Genomic DNA, 17,746 nt, shown 5'->3' on the forward strand with positions numbered 1-17,746 from the left:
CGTGAGCCCGTGTCGGAGCGGGGCGGGGGTTTCGCGCCCCCGCCCCGCGTGGTAGCCTCTCCGCCGTGAAGACCTATCTTTTCCAGCGCCTGGGCATCGCCGTCCTCACGTTGTTCGGCATGTCCGTCGTGATCTTCGTCCTCCTTCGCCTCGCCCCCGGCGACATCGTCGACATCCTCTTCTCCACTGGCGGCTACGTGAACGTCGAGGAGCGCAAGGCGATCATGAAGGAGCTGGGCATCGACAAGCCGCTGGTCGCCCAGTACCTGGAGTGGATCCGCAACTTCCTCGTCGGCGACCTCGGCAAGTCGTACCGCTACGACCAGCCCGCATGGGACATCATCCGCCCGCTCATTCCCGTCACGCTGGAGCTGGCGGTGCTCTCCACCCTCGTGGCGATCTGCATCGGCGTGCCCACCGGCGTGATCAGCGCGATTCGGCAGGACACCACCCTGGACTACGCGCTCCGCGTGTTCAGTCTCGCCGGCCTCAGCATGCCCGCCTTCTGGCTCGGGATGGTGATCATCCTGGCTTTGGTGTCGTATCTCCAGTGGATCCCCCCCGTCACCTACGTGGGCCCGCGCGAGAACCTGTGGCTCCACATCGTGCAGTTCGGCCTGCCCGCCCTCGCCGTCGGCTACCGCTCATCCGCCCTCATCATGCGCATCACGCGCTCCGCCCTCCTCGAGGTCATGCGTGAGGACTACATCCGCACCGCGTGGGCGAAGGGGCAGAGCGAGCGCATCGTGATCTGGCGGCACGCGCTCCAGAACGCCATCCTCCCCGTGGTCACCGTCATCGGCATCGAGTTCGCGTTCCTCATCGGCGGCCTCGTGGTGACGGAGAACGTGTTCAACCTGCCCGGGGTGGCGCGCTTCCTCGTCCAGGCGATTCTCTGGCGCGACTACCCCATCGTGCAGAACCTCGTCATGTTCATCGCGGTGGTGGTGATCCTCTCCAACCTCTTCGTGGACATGCTCTACGGCTTCCTCGATCCGCGGGTCCGCTATGGCAGTTAGCCCGGCCGGTCCCGCCGCCGTCGAGCTGGCCGCGCCCCGGCGGGCCGTGCTGGCGCGCCCGAGCGCCGCCACCGTGCTCGGGCGCTTCATCCGCAAGAAGCCGCTGGGCGCGGCGGGCGGCTTCATCATGCTCGTGATCACGCTCACCGCCATCTTCGCCAACGTGGTGGAGACTCACGATCCGATCGCCACCGACGCCGCCCATACCCTGGGCCGGCCGTCCGCCGAGCACTGGCTGGGCGCCGATCACCTCGGCCGCGACGTGTACTCGCGGGTGGTGCACGGGGCCCGCGTGTCGCTGATCGTGGGCATCGCCTCGACCGTGCTCGGCTCATTCTTCGGCGGGATCATCGGGCTCCTCTCCGGCTACATCGGCGGCAAGACCGACCTCATCACCCAGCGCGTGCTCGACATCCTCCAGGGCCTCCCCCTGCTCGTGCTCGCGATGGTGATGTCGGCCGCGCTCGGCGCCTCCATCCAGAACGTCGTCATCGCGATCTCGGTGCCGATCATCCCGCGCGCCGCGCGGGTCATCCGCTCGAGCGTGCTGTCCATCCGCGAGATGCAGTACGTGGAGGCGGCGCGCGCGGTGGGCGTCACGCACCTCCGCATCGCCTTCCGCCACATCCTGCCCAACACCATCGGGCCGTTCATCGTGCTGATGACCGCGCAGCTCGGCGGCGCCATCCTCGTGGAGGCCACCCTGTCCTTCCTGGGCCTGGGCGTGCCCGAGCCGTATCCGTCGTGGGGCCGCATGCTCTCGGTGTCGGCGGCGGAGTACGCGCAAAAGGCGCCGCACCTCGTGCTGTTCCCCGGCCTCGCCATCAGCCTCGCCGTGTTCGGCTCGAACCTGCTCGGCGACGCGCTCCGCGACACGCTGGACCCGCGCCTTCGCGGCGCCTGACCTGCCCGTCTTCGACAGAGGAGCCACCATGGCGAACGACGAACTCTGCTGGATGTCCGCGGCCGCGCTGGCCGCGGCGATCAAGCGCAAGAAGCTGTCTCCGGTCGAGGTGACGCGCGCGGTGCTGGACCGCATCGAGCGCGTGAACCCGCGCCTCAACGCCTACGTCACGATCACCGATGACCAGGCCCTGCGGGACGCCCGCGCCGCCGAGCGCGCGGTGGGGAAGAAGGGTGCGCGCCTCGGCCCTCTCCACGGCGTGCCGTTCTCCACCAAGGACCTCGTCATCACCAAGGGCGTCCGCACGACGTTCGGCACGCGCTTCTACGCGGACAACGTGCCCACGGAAGACGCGCCGATGGTGGCGCGCATGAAGGCGGCGGGCGGCATCCAGCTCGGCAAGACGAATACCCCGACCTTCGGCTGGATCGGCGCCACCCACAACCTGGTGTTCGGGGTCACCCGTAACCCCTGGAACACGGACCGGACCCCCGGGGGCTCGAGCGGCGGGGCGAGCGCGGCGGTGGCGGCCGGACTGGGTCCGGTGGCCATCGGCACCGACGGCGGCGGGTCGATCCGGATCCCCGCATCGTTCACGGGGATCTTCGGCCACAAGGCCTCGTACGGGCGCATCCCCGTCTACCCGCCCAGCGGCGCGTGGAGCCTCTCCCACATCGGCCCCATGACGCGCACGGTGGAGGACGCCGCGCTGATGATGAACGCCTGCGCGGGCCCGGACGAGCGCGACCAGTACTCGCTGCCCGCCGCCGGCACCGACTACGTCAAGGCGCTCAAGGGCAGCCTCAAGGGGCTGCGGATCGGCTGGTCGCCCGACCTGGGATTCGCGAGAGTGGTCGATCCCGAGGTGGAGGCGACGTGCGCGAAGGCGGCGCGGCGCTTCCGTGACCTCGGGGCCAAGGTCGACGAGGCACGGCTGGGCTGGCCGTCCCCGAAGGCGGCGTGGGAGGCGGTGTTCTGCGGCGGCATCGCCACCCGGATGGCGCCCTATCTCGACCGGCCGAACGACATCGACCCCGGCCTGCTCCCCATCATCCAGGACGCGGTCAAGTGGCCGGCCTCGCGCTACGTGCAGGCGTGGTTCGACCGGCTCACCTGGTACGACCACGTGCGCCGCTACTTCGACACGCACGACCTCCTGCTCACCCCGACCATCGCGACGCCCCCGTTCAAGGTGGGGCTCGACAACCCGCCCGACATCGCGGGCCGGCCGGTGGAGGCGTACGACTGGATCCCGTTCACGTACCCGTTCAACCTCACCGGCAATCCCGCCGCGTCGGTGCCGTGCGGCTTCACCAAGGATGGGCTGCCCATTGGGCTGCAGATCGTGGGACGGCGCTTCGACGACGTGACGGTGCTCCGCGCGGCCGCGGGATTCGAGAAGCTCGCGCCCTGGGCCGACCGGAAGCCGGCCATCTGAGGGGAGGGCCTCCATGAAGACCGACGACGTCAAGCGCATCCTCGTGGTGGGCGCGGGGCAGATGGGCGCGCAGATCGCCATGCAGTCGGCGCTCCACGGCTATGCCCTGACCCTCAACGATCTCTCCACGGACCTCTTGCAGAAGGGCATGGCGGGCAACCGCAAGCAGCTCGAGCGGCGCGTGCAGAAGGGCCAGATGACCAAGGATCAGATGGAAGAGGCGATCGCGCGCGTGCGCCTGGAGCCCGACCTCGAGAAGGCGGCACGCGACGCCGACTTCGTCATCGAGGCCATCGTGGAGCGCCTGGAGCCCAAGCGCGAGTGCTTCGCGAAGCTCGACCGGTTCTGCCCGCCGCACGCCATCCTCGCCACCAACTCCTCCACCCTCATGAACTCGCAGATCGCCTCGGCCACCAAGCGGCCGGACAAGTGCGTGAACATGCACTACTTCTACCCGCCGCTGGTCATGAAGCTGGTCGAGGTGGTGAAGGGGCAGGCGACCAGCGAGGAGACAGTGGAGATCACCGCGGAGGTGGCGCGGCGCAGCGGCCGAGAAGCGGTCATTCTCAGAAAGGAGCTGCCCGGCTTCCTGGTCAACCGCATCCTGCGCGCGCTGGTGCGCGAGGCCTACTACTGCCTCGAGCAAGGTGTGGCCAATCACGCCGACATCGACAAGGCGGTGGAGCTGGGCCTGAACCACCCGCTGGGGCCGTTCAAGCTCGGCGATCTCTCCGGGCTGGATATCGGCTACAACGCGCGCCTCGAGACCTACGAGGTCACGAAGGACCCGAACGACAAGCCGCCGCGGGAGCTCGAGAAGCGCGTGAAGCGCGGAGACCTCGGCCGCAAGACCGGCCGCGGCTTCTACGACTACTCGACGGATCCGCCCAAGCCCATCCTCGACTGACCGGATCGACCGCACTCACCGCCGCGGCCGAGAGACACGTCTCTCCGCCGCGGCGTCTCCACGCCGGGACATTGACCGGCGCGGGTCCCGGGCCGACGCTGCCCCGCATGGCGCGCGGGTTCACGCTGCTCGAGGTCCTGGTGGCGATGGCGGTGAGTGGGCTCGTCATGGCCGGCACGTTGAGCCTCCTCCTCGCGGGGCAGGGGGCCTACGCGGCGGGCGAGGCGCGGGCCGAGGCGATTCAGGGCGCCCGCGTCGGCCTCGAGCGCATGGCCACCGAGCTGCGCCAGGCCGGCTACGACCCGCAGGGCGCCGGCTTCGCCGCGATCGAGGTCGCCGAGCCCGAGCGCGTCACCCTCCTCCACGATCTCAACGAGAACGGCGTCATCGATCCGACGCGCGAGCGGGTGACATACCTCCTGCGCGGCACGGTGCTCCGGCGCGAGGCGGGCGGGGGCGCCCAGCCGCTGGTGGAGGGCGTGCAGCGGCTCAGCCTGACCTACTACGATCGCGAGGATCGGCCCACGAGCGAGCCCGCGCAGGTGGCCTCGATCGGCATCGTGCTCGAAGTGGCGCGGCGCGCGCCGACGCCCCTGACGCCCGTCATGATGGGCACGCGCGTTCGGCTCCGGAACGAGCGGCGCACCGCGCCGGCGCCCGCGTGAGCGCGCCGCGGCTCTGCTAGAATCCCGTCATGCGAAGCCTTCGCCGCCCGCTCGCGCTCCTCGTGCTCGTCGTCGGTGCCTTCGTCTCGTGCGAGACCGTGCCCATCACCGGCCGCAGCCAGATCAACATCATCTCGGAGCCCGACGAGGTGAAGATGGGCGCCCAGGCCTACCAGGAGGTCACGGGCAAGGCCAAAGTCTCCGGCGAGCCCGTCGCCAATACCCAGGTGAAGCGCGTCGCCCAGCGCATTATCGCGGTCAGCGACAAGCCCGACCTCCCCTGGGAGGTGAAGGTCATCGAGGAGCAGCAGGCCAACGCATTCGCACTGCCCGGCGGCAAGATCGCGGTCTATACCGGTATTCTTCCTATTACCAAGGATGACGCGGGGTTGGCTGCCGTCATCGGTCATGAGGTGGGACATGTGCTCGCGCATCATAGTGCCGAGCGCGTGAGCCAGCAGATGATCGCCCAAGGCCTGGGCGGCGCGCTCGCGCAGGGCCTCGGCGCCAATCCTCAGCTTGGCCAGCAGGCGGTGGGGCTCGCCGTGCAGGGGCTCCAGCTCCCGTGGGGCCGTCAGCAGGAGTCGGAGGCGGATCACATCGGCCTCATCCTGATGGCCAAGGCCGGCTACGATCCGCACGCCGCGCGCGACTTGTGGATGCGGATGGCTGCCGCGTCGCAGGGCGCCTCGCGCCCGCCGGAGTTCCTCTCCACGCATCCGTCCGAGGAGACCCGGATCAAGCAGATCGAGGCGTGGATGCCGGAGGCCATGAAGTACTACAAGCCGCGCTGAGCGGCCTCCGACCCCGCGGCCCACCCGGCCCCACCCGGGTGGGCTCCGACCCCTTCAGAGCCCTCATTTCCCCCAGCGGCAGGGGAGCCGCAGGCCGGTCTCCCCAACCTGTCGCCGTGATGACACGTCGCATTTCTCCTTGAAATCTTTAGTTTTTCCTTGACACCCTCGGGGCCACCCCTTAGGATGCCCCTTCAAGTGGGGGGTTTTCCCATGAAGTGGAGTTACCACCCAGTCGCGGTAAGGGGGGCGGGGCCAGTGGGGCCCCGGCCGGGGGACGAGTGTTTCGGGGACATTTCAGACACACCATCGACCCGAAGGGACGCTTGAGCATTCCCGCGAAGTTTCGCGAGGCGCTCGATGGTGATCTCGGTGACAAGCTCGTGATCGTCCCCATCGATCACGCGCTCGAGGTGTTTCCGCTCGCCGCGTGGCGCGACATCGAAGCGAAGGTCGCGGCGCTGCCGAAGTTCGACGAGGACGCGCGCAAGTTCAAGTACGCGTATCTGTCGCGCGCGCAGGACGTGTCGCTCGACGCGCAGGGCCGCATCCAGCTCTCGTCCGACTATCGCGAGCGCGCGGGCCTCGACAAGGACGTGATCGTCATCGGCATGCTCGACCACTTCGAGGTGTGGGATCCCGATCGCTACGCGCACGTCGGCGATCCGCGCGAGCCGCTCGGCGATCTCTTCAGCCGCCTCGCCAAGAAGGGCGTGTGAGCGCGATGGAGCACATGGACGTGCACGTGCCGGTGCTCGCCGACGAGGTAGTGTTCCTGCTGCGCGCGCGTCGCGCCGGATGGATGCTGGACGGCACGGTGGGCCTCGGCGGTCACGCCGAGCGGCTGCTCGAGGCGAGCGCGCCGGGCGCACGCCTGCTCGGCCTCGACGGCGACGACGACGCCCTCGCGCGCGCCGCCGCTCGGCTCGCGCGCTTCGGCGAGCGTGCGCGCCTGCGTCACGGAAATTTCCGCGCCCTCGCCACCCACGCCGCGGAGGCCGGCGTGACGGAAGCGGAGACGGTGCTGCTCGACCTTGGCCTCTCGTCCTATCAGCTCGAGGCGTCCCGCCGCGGATTCTCGTTCCAGGGCGAGGAGCCCCTCGACATGCGTTTCGATCCCACCGCGGGCATCACGGCCGCGGAGCTTGTCAACCGGTTGCCGGAGGCGGAGCTCGCCGCGGTGCTCAAGGAGCACGGCGAGGAGCCGCACGCCCGACGCATCGCCCGACGGATCGTCGAGGCGCGCGCGGTCGCTCCCCTCCGCACCACTGCCGATCTCGTGGCCGCGGTGAAGCGCGGCGTGCCGCGCGCGGCTTGGCCGCGCCGCACCCACGTCGCCACCCGCACCTTCCAGGCCCTGCGCGTCGCCGTCAACGACGAGGCGCAGGCGCTCCGCGACGCGCTGCCGCAGGCAGCGGCGTTGCTCGGCCGCGGCGGTCGGCTCGGCGTCATCTCGTTCCACTCGGGGGAAGACCGCATCGTGAAGCGCACGTTCCGTACGCTGGAGACGAACGGCTTCGGTGAGCTGCAACCGTCGCCGGTGATGCCGCAGCGCGAGGAGACGCTGGTGAACCCGCGGGCCCGGAGCGCGAAGCTCCGCGTGCTCGAGCGGCTGGAGGCGGCGTGAGCGCCCGCGGCGTGACGGCGCCTCCGGCGCGGCTGTTCGCGATGCCGCTGGCCGCGCGTGGGCAGGAAGCGGCGGGCTTCCACCGCGAGCGAGACCGACATCGACTGCGCGCGATGGGCGTGGCGGCGGCCCTGGGCGCGGTGCTCATGACCGGCTTTCTCGGCGTGGTCGGCCTCAAGGCCCATCAGGTGCGGCTCTCGTACCGGCTCGACGCCCTTCGCACCGCGCGCGCGGAGGCGGAGGAGCTGAACCGCCGCCTCGGCGTCGAGCTCGCCACGCTGCGCTCGCTCGCGCGCATCGAGGACAAGGCGCGGCGGGAGCTGGGCATGGTGGCTCCCGGCCGCGACCAGGTCGTCCTCGCCCGCGAGTTCGTGCCCGGCGGCACCGGGCTCAGCCGCGCTTCGGCGGCGCGCACTGCCGCGGTGGATCGCGGCGCCGGCGGCGAACGCGCCATCCGGCGATGAACGCCCCCACATGAAGGCCGGCCGGGCGAGCAGCCGGAAGACCCGGACTCTCATCGTCGCCGGGATCTTCGCCGGGGCCTTCCTCGGCCTGCTCGGTCGGCTCGGGTACCTTCAGGTGGTCAAGCACGACGACTATCTCCGCCTCGCAGAAAGCCAGCACGCCAAGGCCATCGTGCTGCGCCCCAAGCGCGGCCCCATCGTCGATCGCAACGGCCAGGTCCTCGCGGTCTCTTCCGGCGCGGAGACGCTTTATGCGCTACCCGCCCGCGTGGACGACCCGGGACGGCTCGCCAAGCGCCTCGCCCCCGTGCTGGGCGAGCCGGCCGCGGAGATCGCCAAGCGCTTCGATACGTCCAAGCGCTTCGTGTTCGTGAAGCGCCGGCTGCCTCCCGCGGTGGCTCAAGCGGTGCGCGAGCTGCAGGAGCCCGCGCTGGGCTTCCTCGAGGAGAGCCTGCGCCTCTACCCCAATCGCGAGCTCGCCGCCCAGATCGTGGGCTTCGAGGGCGCCGAGGGGAAGGGCCTGGGCGGCATCGAGCAGGCGTGGGATACCCATCTCGCCGGCCAGGAGGGCCGGGCCCTCGTCGAGCGCGACGCGCTCGGGCGCGAGGTGACGGGCGCGCCGGTGATCCTCAAGGCCGCGCGCCCGGGGCAGGGCGTGGTGCTCACGCTGGACGCCACCCTCCAGTACATCGCGGAGAAGGAAGTGGACGCGGCGTGGCGGCGCACGCGCTCCCGCGCGGCGATGGCGGTGGCGATGGATCCCCGCACCGGTGAGGTCCTCGCCCTCGCCATCCGGCCCACGTTCAATCCCAACGTCTTCGCCACCGCCACCGACGACGAGCGGCGCAACCGGGCGGTGACCGATCCGTTCGAGCCCGGCTCGACGTTCAAGGTGATCCTCGCCGCCGCCGCCCTCGAAGAGGGCGTGGTGCGGCCGACCGACCGTCTCTACGGCGAGAACGGCGCGATCACGGTGGCGAGCGCCACCATTCACGACTGGAAGAAGTACGGCTGGCTCACGTTCAGCGAGGTCCTGCAGAACTCGTCCAACGTGGGCTCGATCAAGGTGGGCCTGTCGCTGGGCAAGGACCGGTACTACAAGTACATCGCCGGATTCGGCTTCGGCGTGCCCACCGGGGTGGGCCTGCCCGGCGAAAGCCGCGGCCAGCTCCGTGGTCCGGAGCGCTGGTCCGGCCTCTCCCTCGCCACGATGTCCATCGGCCAGGAGATCTCGGTCACCGCGCTCCAGATGGTCTCGGCCTTCGCGGCGGTGGCCAACGGCGGGCGCCTGATGCAGCCGCAAATCGTGCGGGCGGTGCTCGACGGCAACGGGCGTGAGGTGCGGGGCTTCGAGCCCAAGGCCATCCGCCAGGTGATCTCGCCGGAGACCGCGCGCACCCTCACCGGGATCATGACCAAGGTGGTCTCGGAAGGCACCGGCCACAATGCCGCCATCGCGGGCTTCGAGGTCGCCGGGAAGACGGGCACCGCGCAGAAGATGGACCCGGCCACGCGCCGTTATTCACGGGCGCCGGGCGTGCTGTCGTTCGTGGGTTTCGTCCCCGCCGAGGATCCCCGTCTCGCCATGATCGTGCTCCTCGACGAGCCCAAGAACGAGAAGTGGGGTAGCGAGGCCGCCGCGCCGATGTTCTCAGCGATCGGGGCGGAAGCTCTCCGCTACCTCCACGCCCCGCCCAAAGACACGGCGCCGGTGCAGATCGAGGTTAGCGAGCCGCAGCCGCACGCGAGGCGAGCAATTGCAAGAGTGGTTGCCGAGCGGAGCGAGGCTGGAGTGTCCGCGGAGTCGGTCGCGCCGCCCGACGGTCCGGCCGCCATGCCCGCGGTGACCGGCCTGTCCCTCCGCCAGGCCATGCAGACGCTCGCGCCCCTCGACGTGCGCCTCGAGGTGGCCGGCCGCGGCGTGGTCTCCGCGCAGGCCCCCGCCGCGGGCGCCACGCTCGCGCCGGGCGCGCTCGCGCGTCTCACCCTGCACCCCCCCAGCGCGAGGCGATGAGCCACTCCATGAGCACGGCGACCCTGCTCGAGGCGCTCGCGGACAAGACGGTGCGCGGGACCGTGCCCGCGTCCGTCACCGGTCTCGCCTACGACTCCCGAAAGGTCGAGGCGGGGAACTGCTTCGTGGCGGTGGCCGGATTCAAGCAGGACGGGCGCCGCTTCATTCCCGACGCCCTTGGGCGCGGCGCCGGGCTCGTGGTCCTGGAGGGCGAGGACACCCCGGCCGCGCCCGCGCGGGTGCTCGTGCCCTCGGCGCGCGAGGCGCTCGCCCGGCTCGCCGACGCGTACTGGGGCCATCCCTCCCGCGCGCTCACGCTGGTGGGCATCACCGGCACCAACGGCAAGACCACCACGTCGTTCCTGGTGGAGGCACTGCTGCGCGCGGCCGGGCACCGCACCGGCCTCATCGGCACCATCCAGTACCGCGTGGGCACGCGAGCGGTCGACGCCAGCCAGACCACGCCCGAGGCGCTGGAGCTCCAGGGCCTGCTCGCGGAGATGCGCGACGGCGGCATCACCGGCGCGGCCATGGAGGTGTCCTCGCACGCGCTCGCGCTCGCGCGGGTGAGCGGGACGGAGTTCGACGCGGCCGTCTTCACCAACCTCACGCAGGATCACCTCGACTTCCACGGCACGCTCGAGGAGTATCGCCAGGCCAAGCGCCGCCTCTTCGAGATCCTCGCCGCCGGCGCCAAGCCGCGGCGCACCGCGGTGGTGAACGTGGACGATCCCGCGGGGGCGAGCATGGTGGCGGGTCTGCCCCTCCGTGTCCTGCGATTCGCCCTGCGCGCGCCCGCGGAGATCCGCGCTCGGCGCTTCACGTCGGGCGGTGGCGGGATCCGGATGGATGTCGAGACGCCGGCGGGGTCCCTCGAGATTGCCTCTCCCCTCGTGGGCGAGCACAATGTGATGAATCTCCTCGGCGCCGTGGGGGTCGGCGTGGCGCTGGAGATCCCGCTCGCCACGGTGGCCACGGCGCTGGGCGCGGTCTCGGCGGTGCCGGGCCGCTTCGAGCGGGTCGAGGCGGGGCAACCCTTCCTGGTGGTGGTCGACTACGCCCATACCCCGGACGCCCTCGAGCGCGTGCTGACCACCGCGCGAAAGCTCGTGAGCCCGGGCGGGCGCCTGGTCGCCGTCTTCGGCTGCGGCGGGGATCGCGACCGCGGCAAGCGGCCGATCATGGGCGAGATCGCGGCGCGGCTCGCCGATCGCGCCTGGGTGACGTCGGACAATCCCCGCACGGAGCGCCCGAGCGCCATCGTGGACGAGGTGCTGGTCGGCGTGGCGCGCGTGCCGGGGGCGGCGGAGCGGACCGTGGCGGATCCGGATCGACGCACCGCGATCGGCGCCGCGCTCGGCTGGGCCCGCGCCGGCGACGTGGTGGTGATCGCGGGGAAGGGGCACGAGACCTATCAGGTCGTCGGGCAGGAGGTCCTGCCCTTCGACGACCGCGCGGTGGCTCGCGAGTTCCTGTCGGAGCGGACGCCATAGGGAGGCGCGCGCGCATGTTCACGGTGGAAGACGTGGTCCGGGGCTCGCAGGGCGCCCTCGTGGGCGGCGACCTGGGGGTCCCGGTGAGCGGGGTGTCCATCGACACCCGGACGCTCGGCGTCGGCGCGGCGTTCTTCGCCATCCACGGCGAGAACGACGGCCACCGCTATCTGCGGGACGCGGTCGCGCGGGGCGCCGCCTGTCTCGTCGTGGATCAGCTGCCGGACGACGTCCCCACCACGCTGCCCGTCGTGCTGGTCGACGAGACCACGCGCGCCCTCGGCCGCTTCGCCGCATATCACCGGGCGCGCTTCACGCTGCCGGTGGCCGCGGTGACGGGCTCCAACGGCAAGACCACCACCAAGGAGCTGATGGCGGGCGTGCTGAGCTCGCTGGGGCCGGTGCTCAAGCCGGCGGGGAGCTTCAACAATCAATGGGGTCTTCCCCTCACGTTGCTGCAGCTCGAGGCCACGCATCGCGCGGTGGCCATCGAGATCGGGAGCAATCATCCTGGTGAAATCGCAGCCTTGTCGGCGCTCGCCCGGCCCACGGTGGCGGCGGTGACGGTAGTGGCGGCCGCGCACACCGAGTTCTTCGGCTCGCTGGACGCGGTGGCGATCGAGAAGGGCGCGCTCGTCGCCGCGGTCCCTCCCGAGGGCGCGGTGGTGCTGAACGCCGACGATCCGCGCGTGGCCGGCATGGCGTCGCGGAGTCGCGCGCGCGTGCTCACGGTGAGCGCGCGCGGGCCCGCCGACGTCCGTGCGGTCGACGCGGCCGAGGACCCGGACGGTCGGCTCAGCGTGACGCTGGAGGCGCGGGGGCGGCGGCAGGTGGCCCGGCTGGCCTTCGCGGGCCGCCACAACGTGGTCAACGCCCTCTGCGCGGCGGGCGTGGGCCTGGCCCTGGGGCTCGCGCTCACCGACATCGCGGCAGGGCTCGAAACGGCGCGGCCGGTCAAGGGCCGGGTGGTATGGCGCGACGCCGGGGGCGTGCGCATCCTCGACGACACGTACAACGCCAACCCGGCGTCGGTGCTGGCCGCGCTCGAGACCCTGCGCTCGGCGCGGAACGCGCGGCGGCTCGTGGTGGTGCTGGGGGACATGCTCGAGCTGGGTGAGATCGCCGAGGCGGCCCACCGCGACGTCGGCGCGGCGGTGGCCGCCGCGGGCGTCGCCGAGCTCGTGGGCGTCGGCCGGCACGCCGCCCTCGCGGTGGAGGCGGCGCGCGCGGCCGGCCTCACCGAGACGCACCAGACCAGCACGTTCGAGGACACGGTAGCGCTTCTCCTCAAGCGCCTGACGCCCGGCGACGCGGTGCTCGTCAAGGGGTCCCGGGGCATGCGGATGGAGCGAGTGGTCGACGCGCTCCTCGCGCGCCTCGGAGGGGAGGATGCCTGATGCTGTATCTCCTCCTCGTCCCGCTCGCCCGGGATGCCGTCGTCTTCAACGTCTTCCGGTACATCACGTTCCGGGCGGCGATGGCGACGATGTCGGCGATCGTCATCTCGTTCGTGCTGGGGCCGTGGCTGATACAGCGCCTGCGGGTGATGCAGCACGGCGAGGACACGATTCGGGAAGACACGCCGGCGAGACACCGCGCCAAGGCGGGCACGCCGACCATGGGCGGACTGGTGATCCTCGCCGCGATCCTGATCTCCACCCTTCTGTGGGCGAACCTCGCCAACCGCTACGTATGGATGGTGATCCTCGCCACCGCGGGCCTGGGCGTCATCGGCTTCCTCGACGACTGGAAGAAGCTCAAGACGCGCAAGGGGATATCCGCCAAGCAAAAACTTGGCGCGCAAGTCCTCTGGGTGGGCTTCCTGACCGCCTCGCTCTACGTGTGGCCGCCCGACGGGTTCACCACCGGACTGGCCATTCCCTTCTTCAAGGGCTGGCTGCTCACGCTCGGCCTGCTGTGGGTCCCGTTCACCCTGCTCGTGATCGTGGGGGCGTCGAACGCGGTGAACCTCACCGACGGCCTCGACGGGCTCGCCATCGGGCCCATCGTGATGGCGGGCGGGGCCTTCGCGATCATCGCCTATCTCACCGGCAACTTCCGGGCCGCCGAGTACCTGCGCATCCTCAACGTGAAGGGGACGGGCGAGCTGACGGTGTTCTGCGGCGCGCTCGTGGGCGCGGCGCTGGGCTTTCTCTGGTTCAACAGCTACCCTGCGCAGGTGTTCATGGGCGACGTGGGGTCGCTGGCCCTCGGCGGCGCCATCGGCACGCTCGCGGTGCTCACCAAGTCCGAGCTGCTGCTGCCGCTCATCGGCGGCATCTACGTGGTGGAGGCGGGCTCGGTGATCATCCAGGTCGTCTCGTTCAAGCTCACCGGGCGCCGCGTCTTCAAGATGGCGCCACTCCACCATCACTACGAGCTGCAGGGCTGGGCGGAGCCGAAGATCATCGTTCGCTTCTGGATCCTGTCCTTCATGCTGGCGCTTCTCGCGTTGACCACGCTGAAGCTCCGGTGATGTGACGGGCCATGCTGGGAGTCGAGAGCACGATCATGCAACGCGGCCTTGAGTATCGGCGCGAGCTGGCCGGCAAGACCGTCGCCATCGTGGGCCTCGCCAAGAGCGGGATCGCGGCGGCGCGCCTCATCGCCCGCCTGGGCGGGCGCGTGCTCGCCTCCGACGCGGCGCCGCGCGAGCGGTGGTCGAGCGAGGCGCGGCGGCTGGAGCAGGACCGCATCGCCGCCTGGAGCGGTCACCCGGATGCCGCCTTCGCGGGCGCCGAGCTCGTGGTGGTGAGCCCGGGCGTGCCGCTCGAGCTGCCCGTGCTGGCGTCGCTCCGGGCGCGCGGCGTCCCCGTGATCAGCGAGCTGGAGCTCGCATGGCGCGTGATGGAAGCCGACGTCATCGCCATCACCGGCACCAATGGCAAGACCACCACCACCGCGCTCACCGGCGAGCTCCTGCGCGCGCAGGTCCGGCCCGTCCTCGTCGGCGGCAACATCGGCACGCCGCTGTCGGCACACGCGCTGGACTTCCCCGCCGACGGCCTCGTGGTGGCGGAAACATCGTCCTTTCAATTGGAAGCCACCCAGGCCTTCCGGCCCCGCGTGGCCGCGGTGCTGAACCTCGCGCCCGACCATCTCGACCGGCACGGCAGCTATGCCGGGTACGTCGAGGCGAAGGCCAAGATCTTCGCCAACCAGACCGAGGCGGACTGCGCGGTGCTCAATGCCGACGATCCCGATACCGCCTCCCTCGCGCCGCGCACGCGCGCCCGGGTGCTGTGGTTCAGCCGGCTGCGCGCGCTCGAGCACGGCATCTTCGTGCACGAGGGCTGGGTGGTGGCCAAGCTGAACGGCCACGCCGAGCCGGTGTGCCCGGTGGCCGAGATCCAGCTCCGCGGCGCCCACAACGTCGAGAACGTGCTGGCGGCGACGGCCTGCGCGCTGTGGACGGGCATGGATCCCGCCGCCATCCGCAAGGGCATCGGCGCCTTCCGGGGTGTCGCCCACCGCATCGAGCGCGTGCACGACGCGCGCGGGGTGACCTTCTACAACGACTCCAAGGGGACCAACGTCGCCTCCACCATCAAGGCGCTGGAGAGCTTTACCGAGCCGGTGGTCCTCATCGCGGGGGGCAAGGGCAAGGGCCAGGACTTCGCGCCGCTCGCCGCCGCCGCCCGCGGCCGGGTGCGGGCCGCCGTCCTCATCGGCGTGGACCACGAGCAGATCCGGCGGCCCTTCGCGGCGGCGGGCATCCCCACCGAGCACGCGGAGAGCATGGAGGAGGCGGTGCGCAAGGCCGCCCACCGTGCGCTCATCGGCGACGTGGTGCTGCTCTCACCCGCCTGCGCGTCCTTCGATATGTTCCAGAACTACGAGCACCGGGGCGAGGTGTTCAAGGACGTCGTGCGCCGGATCGTCCCGTCGGGGTCCCGCTGATGCCGCGCAAGGTGGCGCCGGACGTGTGGCTGTTCGGCGTGGTGATGGCCCTGGTCTTCCTCGGCGTGGTGATGGTGTACTCGGCGAGCGCCATCGTGGCCGCCGACCGGTTCGGCGATCCCTTCTTCTTCCTCAAGAAGCAGCTCTTCTGGGCCGCTCTCGGCGGCGGTCTCCTCTGGGCCGCCCTGCGTCTGGACTACCGCCGGCTCGAGCGCCTCGTGATCCCGCTGCTCGTGATCTCATTCGTGCTCCTCGTCCTCGTGCTGGTGCCGCCGTTCGGCCAGTCCATCAACGGCACGCGGCGCTGGTTCCGCATCGGGCCGCTCTCGTTCCAGCCGGTGGAGCTGGCCAAGTTCTCCCTCGTGCTCTACCTGGCGTCGTTCCTCACCAAGCGGCGCGAGGAGATCCGGACGTTCTGGCAGGGCCTCTTCCCCCTCCTCCTCGTGGCGGGAACGATGGCGGTGCTCACACTCGTACAGCCCGACCTCGGCAATAGCCTCGCCCTCGTGGTGCTGACCCTGGTGCTGGCGTACCTGGCGGGCGCGCGCGTGCAACACATGGCGTGGATCGCCGCCGCCGCGCTGCCCCTGGTCGCCCTCGCGGTGGCGCTCAAGCCCTATCGCTGGCGGCGCATGCTCGCGTTCGTGAACCCGTGGGACGACCCCCAGGGCGCCGGGTTCCAGATCATCCAGTCGTTCCTGGCCTTGGGCTCGGGCGGCCTCTTCGGCCGCGGCCTGGGCGAGTCGAAGCAGAAGCTCTTCTACCTCCCGGAGCCCTATACGGACTTCATCTTCGCCATCCTCGGCGAGGAGTTGGGGCTGATCGGGGCCATGCTCGTGGTGGGGCTCTTCGCGGTGTTGATCTGGCGCGGGCTCCGAGTGGGGCTGCGCGCTCCCGACGCCTTCGGGAGCTATCTCGCCCTCGGCATCACCGTGATGCTGGCGACCCAGACGCTGGTGAACCTGGGCGTGGTGACGGGCGCGCTCCCCACCAAGGGGTTGCCGCTGCCCTTCGTGTCCTTCGGGGGCTCCGCGCTCCTCATGACGATGTTCTCGGCGGGGGTGCTCCTCAACATCTCCCAGCACGCCACCGGCGGGCCGTCCTGGGAGGAGACGCCGGGCCATGTTTAAGCGCTACCAGCACCTGCACTTCGTGGGCATCGGCGGCGCGGGCATGAGCGGCATCGCCGAGGTGCTGCTGAACCTGGGCTACCGCGTGACCGGCTCCGACGCGCGGCGCGGGGAGATGGTCGAGCGCCTCGAGCGCCTGGGTGCCAAGGTGTTCATCGGCCACGACGCGTCCCACGTCGAGGGCGCCCACGTGGTCGTCTATTCCTCCGCCGTCGCCCGCGACAACGTCGAGGTCCAGGCGGCCCGGCTGCGCGGCATCCCGGTCATTCCCCGCGCCGAGATGCTCGCCGAGCTGATGCGGCTCAAGTACGGCATCGCCGTCGCGGGCACCCACGGCAAGACCACCACGACCTCGATGGTGGCAGCGGTGCTGGGGGCGGGCGGCTTCGATCCCACCGTGGTGGTGGGCGGCCGAGTCCACGGCCTCGGCGCCAACGCGCGGCTCGGGCAGGGAGAATTCCTCGTCGCCGAGGCGGACGAGTCCGACGGCTCGTTCCTCAAGCTCTCGCCCACGATTGCCGTCGTTACCACCATCGACGCGGAGCACCTGGACCACTACGGCAGCCTCGACGCCGTCCGCGCGGCCTTCCTCACCTTCGCGAACAAGGTGCCGTTCTATGGCGCCGCCGTGCTGTGCCTGGATCAGCCGAACATCCAGCAGATGATTCCCGCCGTCGAGAAGCGCGTGATCACCTACGGGCTCGAGGCCAGCGCCGACCTCACCGCGCGGCGGCTCGAGTTCGCGGGCACCACCGCCCGCTTCGAGGTGCTGCGGCGCGGTCGCGCCCTCGGACCGGTGTCGCTCCAGGTGCCGGGTCGGCACAACGTGCTCAACGCCCTCGCCGCCGTCGCGGTGGGGCTCGACCTCGACATGCCCTTCGACGTCATCGCGGGCGCGCTCGCCGGATTCACGGGCGTGCAGCGCCGCTTCCAGATCCGCGGGGAGGCCCGCGGTGTCCTCGTGGTGGACGACTATGGACACCATCCCGCCGAGATCCGCGCCACCCTCGCCGCCGCCAAGGCGGGGTACGACCGACGCGTCATCACGGTGTTCCAGCCGCACCGCTACAGCCGCACGCGCGACCTGCGTCAGGAGTTCCTCACCGCCTTCAACCAGGCCGATGTGCTGGTGGTGATGGACATCTACGGCGCCGGCGAGACGCCCATCCCGGGCGTCAGCGCGCGCGATCTCGCCGAGGGCATCGCCGCCCACGGCCATCGTGAAGTGCACTACATGAACGGCGACCGCGCGGCGGTCGTCGCCTTCCTGTGTGAATCCACGCGCTCCGGGGATCTCGTGCTGACCCTCGGAGCCGGTGATGTGGGTGCGCTGGGCGCCGAGGTGCTCGCCCGACTGAGCGGGACCGGCGCCGAGCCCGAGAGGAGATAAC

The 17,746-nt window shown here is 70.9% G+C and carries 16 protein-coding genes; all 16 read left to right on the top strand.

Annotated elements, in window-relative coordinates; translation table 11 throughout:
- Positions 1-65: 65 nt before the first annotated feature.
- Positions 66-1,019: an ABC transporter permease gene (locus VFX14_04655; GenBank protein HEU5188961.1), complete on the top strand. Its 954-nt coding sequence runs from the start codon at positions 66-68 to the stop codon at positions 1,017-1,019.
- Positions 1,009-1,923 carry an ABC transporter permease gene (locus VFX14_04660; GenBank protein HEU5188962.1) on the top strand — a complete coding sequence of 305 codons (915 nt, stop codon included), beginning with the start codon at positions 1,009-1,011 and terminating at the stop codon, positions 1,921-1,923. Before VFX14_04655 ends, VFX14_04660 begins: the two co-directional genes overlap by 11 nt.
- 28 nt (positions 1,924-1,951) lie before the next feature.
- Positions 1,952-3,361 carry an amidase gene (locus VFX14_04665; GenBank protein HEU5188963.1) on the top strand — a complete coding sequence of 470 codons (1,410 nt, stop codon included), beginning with the start codon at positions 1,952-1,954 and terminating at the stop codon, positions 3,359-3,361.
- Between the two features lie 13 nt (positions 3,362-3,374).
- Entirely contained in the window at positions 3,375-4,268 is an 894-nt protein-coding gene (locus VFX14_04670; GenBank protein ID HEU5188964.1) for a 3-hydroxyacyl-CoA dehydrogenase family protein, read from the top strand.
- 107 nt (positions 4,269-4,375) lie between these two features.
- Positions 4,376-4,933 (top strand): prepilin-type N-terminal cleavage/methylation domain-containing protein, encoded by a 558-nt coding sequence (locus tag VFX14_04675; protein ID HEU5188965.1) that lies wholly within the window; start codon positions 4,376-4,378, stop codon positions 4,931-4,933.
- A 29-nt stretch (positions 4,934-4,962) separates the two neighbouring features.
- Complete coding sequence (locus tag VFX14_04680; GenBank protein HEU5188966.1) at positions 4,963-5,727, top strand: M48 family metallopeptidase; 765 nt, start codon at positions 4,963-4,965, stop codon at positions 5,725-5,727.
- A 281-nt stretch (positions 5,728-6,008) separates the two neighbouring features.
- The gene (gene mraZ, locus VFX14_04685; protein HEU5188967.1) at positions 6,009-6,446 is read left to right on the top strand and encodes a division/cell wall cluster transcriptional repressor MraZ; all 438 of its coding nucleotides are present in this window, start codon (positions 6,009-6,011) and stop codon (positions 6,444-6,446) included.
- Between the two features lie 5 nt (positions 6,447-6,451).
- Positions 6,452-7,354 carry a 16S rRNA (cytosine(1402)-N(4))-methyltransferase RsmH gene (gene rsmH, locus VFX14_04690; GenBank protein ID HEU5188968.1) on the top strand — a complete coding sequence of 301 codons (903 nt, stop codon included), beginning with the start codon at positions 6,452-6,454 and terminating at the stop codon, positions 7,352-7,354.
- On the top strand, positions 7,351-7,818 hold the full coding sequence (locus VFX14_04695) for a cell division protein FtsL (protein HEU5188969.1): 468 nt from the start codon (positions 7,351-7,353) through the stop codon (positions 7,816-7,818). Before rsmH ends, VFX14_04695 begins: the two co-directional genes overlap by 4 nt.
- Before the next feature lie 10 nt (positions 7,819-7,828).
- Positions 7,829-9,832 carry a penicillin-binding protein gene (locus tag VFX14_04700; GenBank protein ID HEU5188970.1) on the top strand — a complete coding sequence of 668 codons (2,004 nt, stop codon included), beginning with the start codon at positions 7,829-7,831 and terminating at the stop codon, positions 9,830-9,832.
- An 8-nt stretch (positions 9,833-9,840) separates the two neighbouring features.
- The gene (locus VFX14_04705; GenBank protein ID HEU5188971.1) at positions 9,841-11,325 is read left to right on the top strand and encodes a UDP-N-acetylmuramoyl-L-alanyl-D-glutamate--2,6-diaminopimelate ligase; all 1,485 of its coding nucleotides are present in this window, start codon (positions 9,841-9,843) and stop codon (positions 11,323-11,325) included.
- A gap of 14 nt (positions 11,326-11,339) precedes the next feature.
- Positions 11,340-12,722: a UDP-N-acetylmuramoyl-tripeptide--D-alanyl-D-alanine ligase gene (gene murF / locus VFX14_04710; GenBank protein HEU5188972.1), complete on the top strand. Its 1,383-nt coding sequence runs from the start codon at positions 11,340-11,342 to the stop codon at positions 12,720-12,722.
- Positions 12,722-13,801 carry a phospho-N-acetylmuramoyl-pentapeptide-transferase gene (gene mraY / locus VFX14_04715; GenBank protein ID HEU5188973.1) on the top strand — a complete coding sequence of 360 codons (1,080 nt, stop codon included), beginning with the start codon at positions 12,722-12,724 and terminating at the stop codon, positions 13,799-13,801. Before murF ends, mraY begins: the two co-directional genes overlap by 1 nt.
- Before the next feature lie 11 nt (positions 13,802-13,812).
- Complete coding sequence (gene murD / locus VFX14_04720) at positions 13,813-15,225, top strand: UDP-N-acetylmuramoyl-L-alanine--D-glutamate ligase (GenBank protein HEU5188974.1); 1,413 nt, start codon at positions 13,813-13,815, stop codon at positions 15,223-15,225.
- The gene (gene ftsW / locus VFX14_04725) at positions 15,225-16,355 is read left to right on the top strand and encodes a putative lipid II flippase FtsW (GenBank protein HEU5188975.1); all 1,131 of its coding nucleotides are present in this window, start codon (positions 15,225-15,227) and stop codon (positions 16,353-16,355) included. Before murD ends, ftsW begins: the two co-directional genes overlap by 1 nt.
- Positions 16,348-17,745: a UDP-N-acetylmuramate--L-alanine ligase gene (gene murC, locus VFX14_04730; protein ID HEU5188976.1), complete on the top strand. Its 1,398-nt coding sequence runs from the start codon at positions 16,348-16,350 to the stop codon at positions 17,743-17,745. Before ftsW ends, murC begins: the two co-directional genes overlap by 8 nt.
- The last annotated feature ends 1 nt before the right edge of the window (position 17,746 follow it).

It is taken from the genome of Candidatus Methylomirabilota bacterium (genome assembly GCA_035764725.1).
Lineage (GTDB): Bacteria > Methylomirabilota > Methylomirabilia > Rokubacteriales > CSP1-6 > DASRWT01.

Excerpts from the sequence above, each read along its gene's own strand:
- ftsW (HEU5188975.1), top strand. The coding sequence starts at position 15,225 with ATGCCGCGCAAGGTGGCGCCGGACGTGTGGCTGTTCGGCGTGGTGATG.
- VFX14_04675 (HEU5188965.1), top strand. The coding sequence starts at position 4,376 with ATGGCGCGCGGGTTCACGCTGCTCGAGGTCCTGGTGGCGATGGCGGTG.
- murF (HEU5188972.1), top strand. The coding sequence starts at position 11,340 with ATGTTCACGGTGGAAGACGTGGTCCGGGGCTCGCAGGGCGCCCTCGTG.
- VFX14_04660 (HEU5188962.1), top strand. The coding sequence starts at position 1,009 with ATGGCAGTTAGCCCGGCCGGTCCCGCCGCCGTCGAGCTGGCCGCGCCC.
- mraY (HEU5188973.1), top strand. The coding sequence starts at position 12,722 with ATGCTGTATCTCCTCCTCGTCCCGCTCGCCCGGGATGCCGTCGTCTTC.
- VFX14_04705 (HEU5188971.1), top strand. The coding sequence starts at position 9,841 with ATGAGCACGGCGACCCTGCTCGAGGCGCTCGCGGACAAGACGGTGCGC.
- VFX14_04670 (HEU5188964.1), top strand. The coding sequence starts at position 3,375 with ATGAAGACCGACGACGTCAAGCGCATCCTCGTGGTGGGCGCGGGGCAG.
- VFX14_04700 (HEU5188970.1), top strand. The coding sequence starts at position 7,829 with ATGAAGGCCGGCCGGGCGAGCAGCCGGAAGACCCGGACTCTCATCGTC.
- rsmH (HEU5188968.1), top strand. The coding sequence starts at position 6,452 with ATGGAGCACATGGACGTGCACGTGCCGGTGCTCGCCGACGAGGTAGTG.
- murC (HEU5188976.1), top strand. The coding sequence starts at position 16,348 with ATGTTTAAGCGCTACCAGCACCTGCACTTCGTGGGCATCGGCGGCGCG.
- murD (HEU5188974.1), top strand. The coding sequence starts at position 13,813 with ATGCTGGGAGTCGAGAGCACGATCATGCAACGCGGCCTTGAGTATCGG.
- VFX14_04665 (HEU5188963.1), top strand. The coding sequence starts at position 1,952 with ATGGCGAACGACGAACTCTGCTGGATGTCCGCGGCCGCGCTGGCCGCG.
- VFX14_04680 (HEU5188966.1), top strand. The coding sequence starts at position 4,963 with ATGCGAAGCCTTCGCCGCCCGCTCGCGCTCCTCGTGCTCGTCGTCGGT.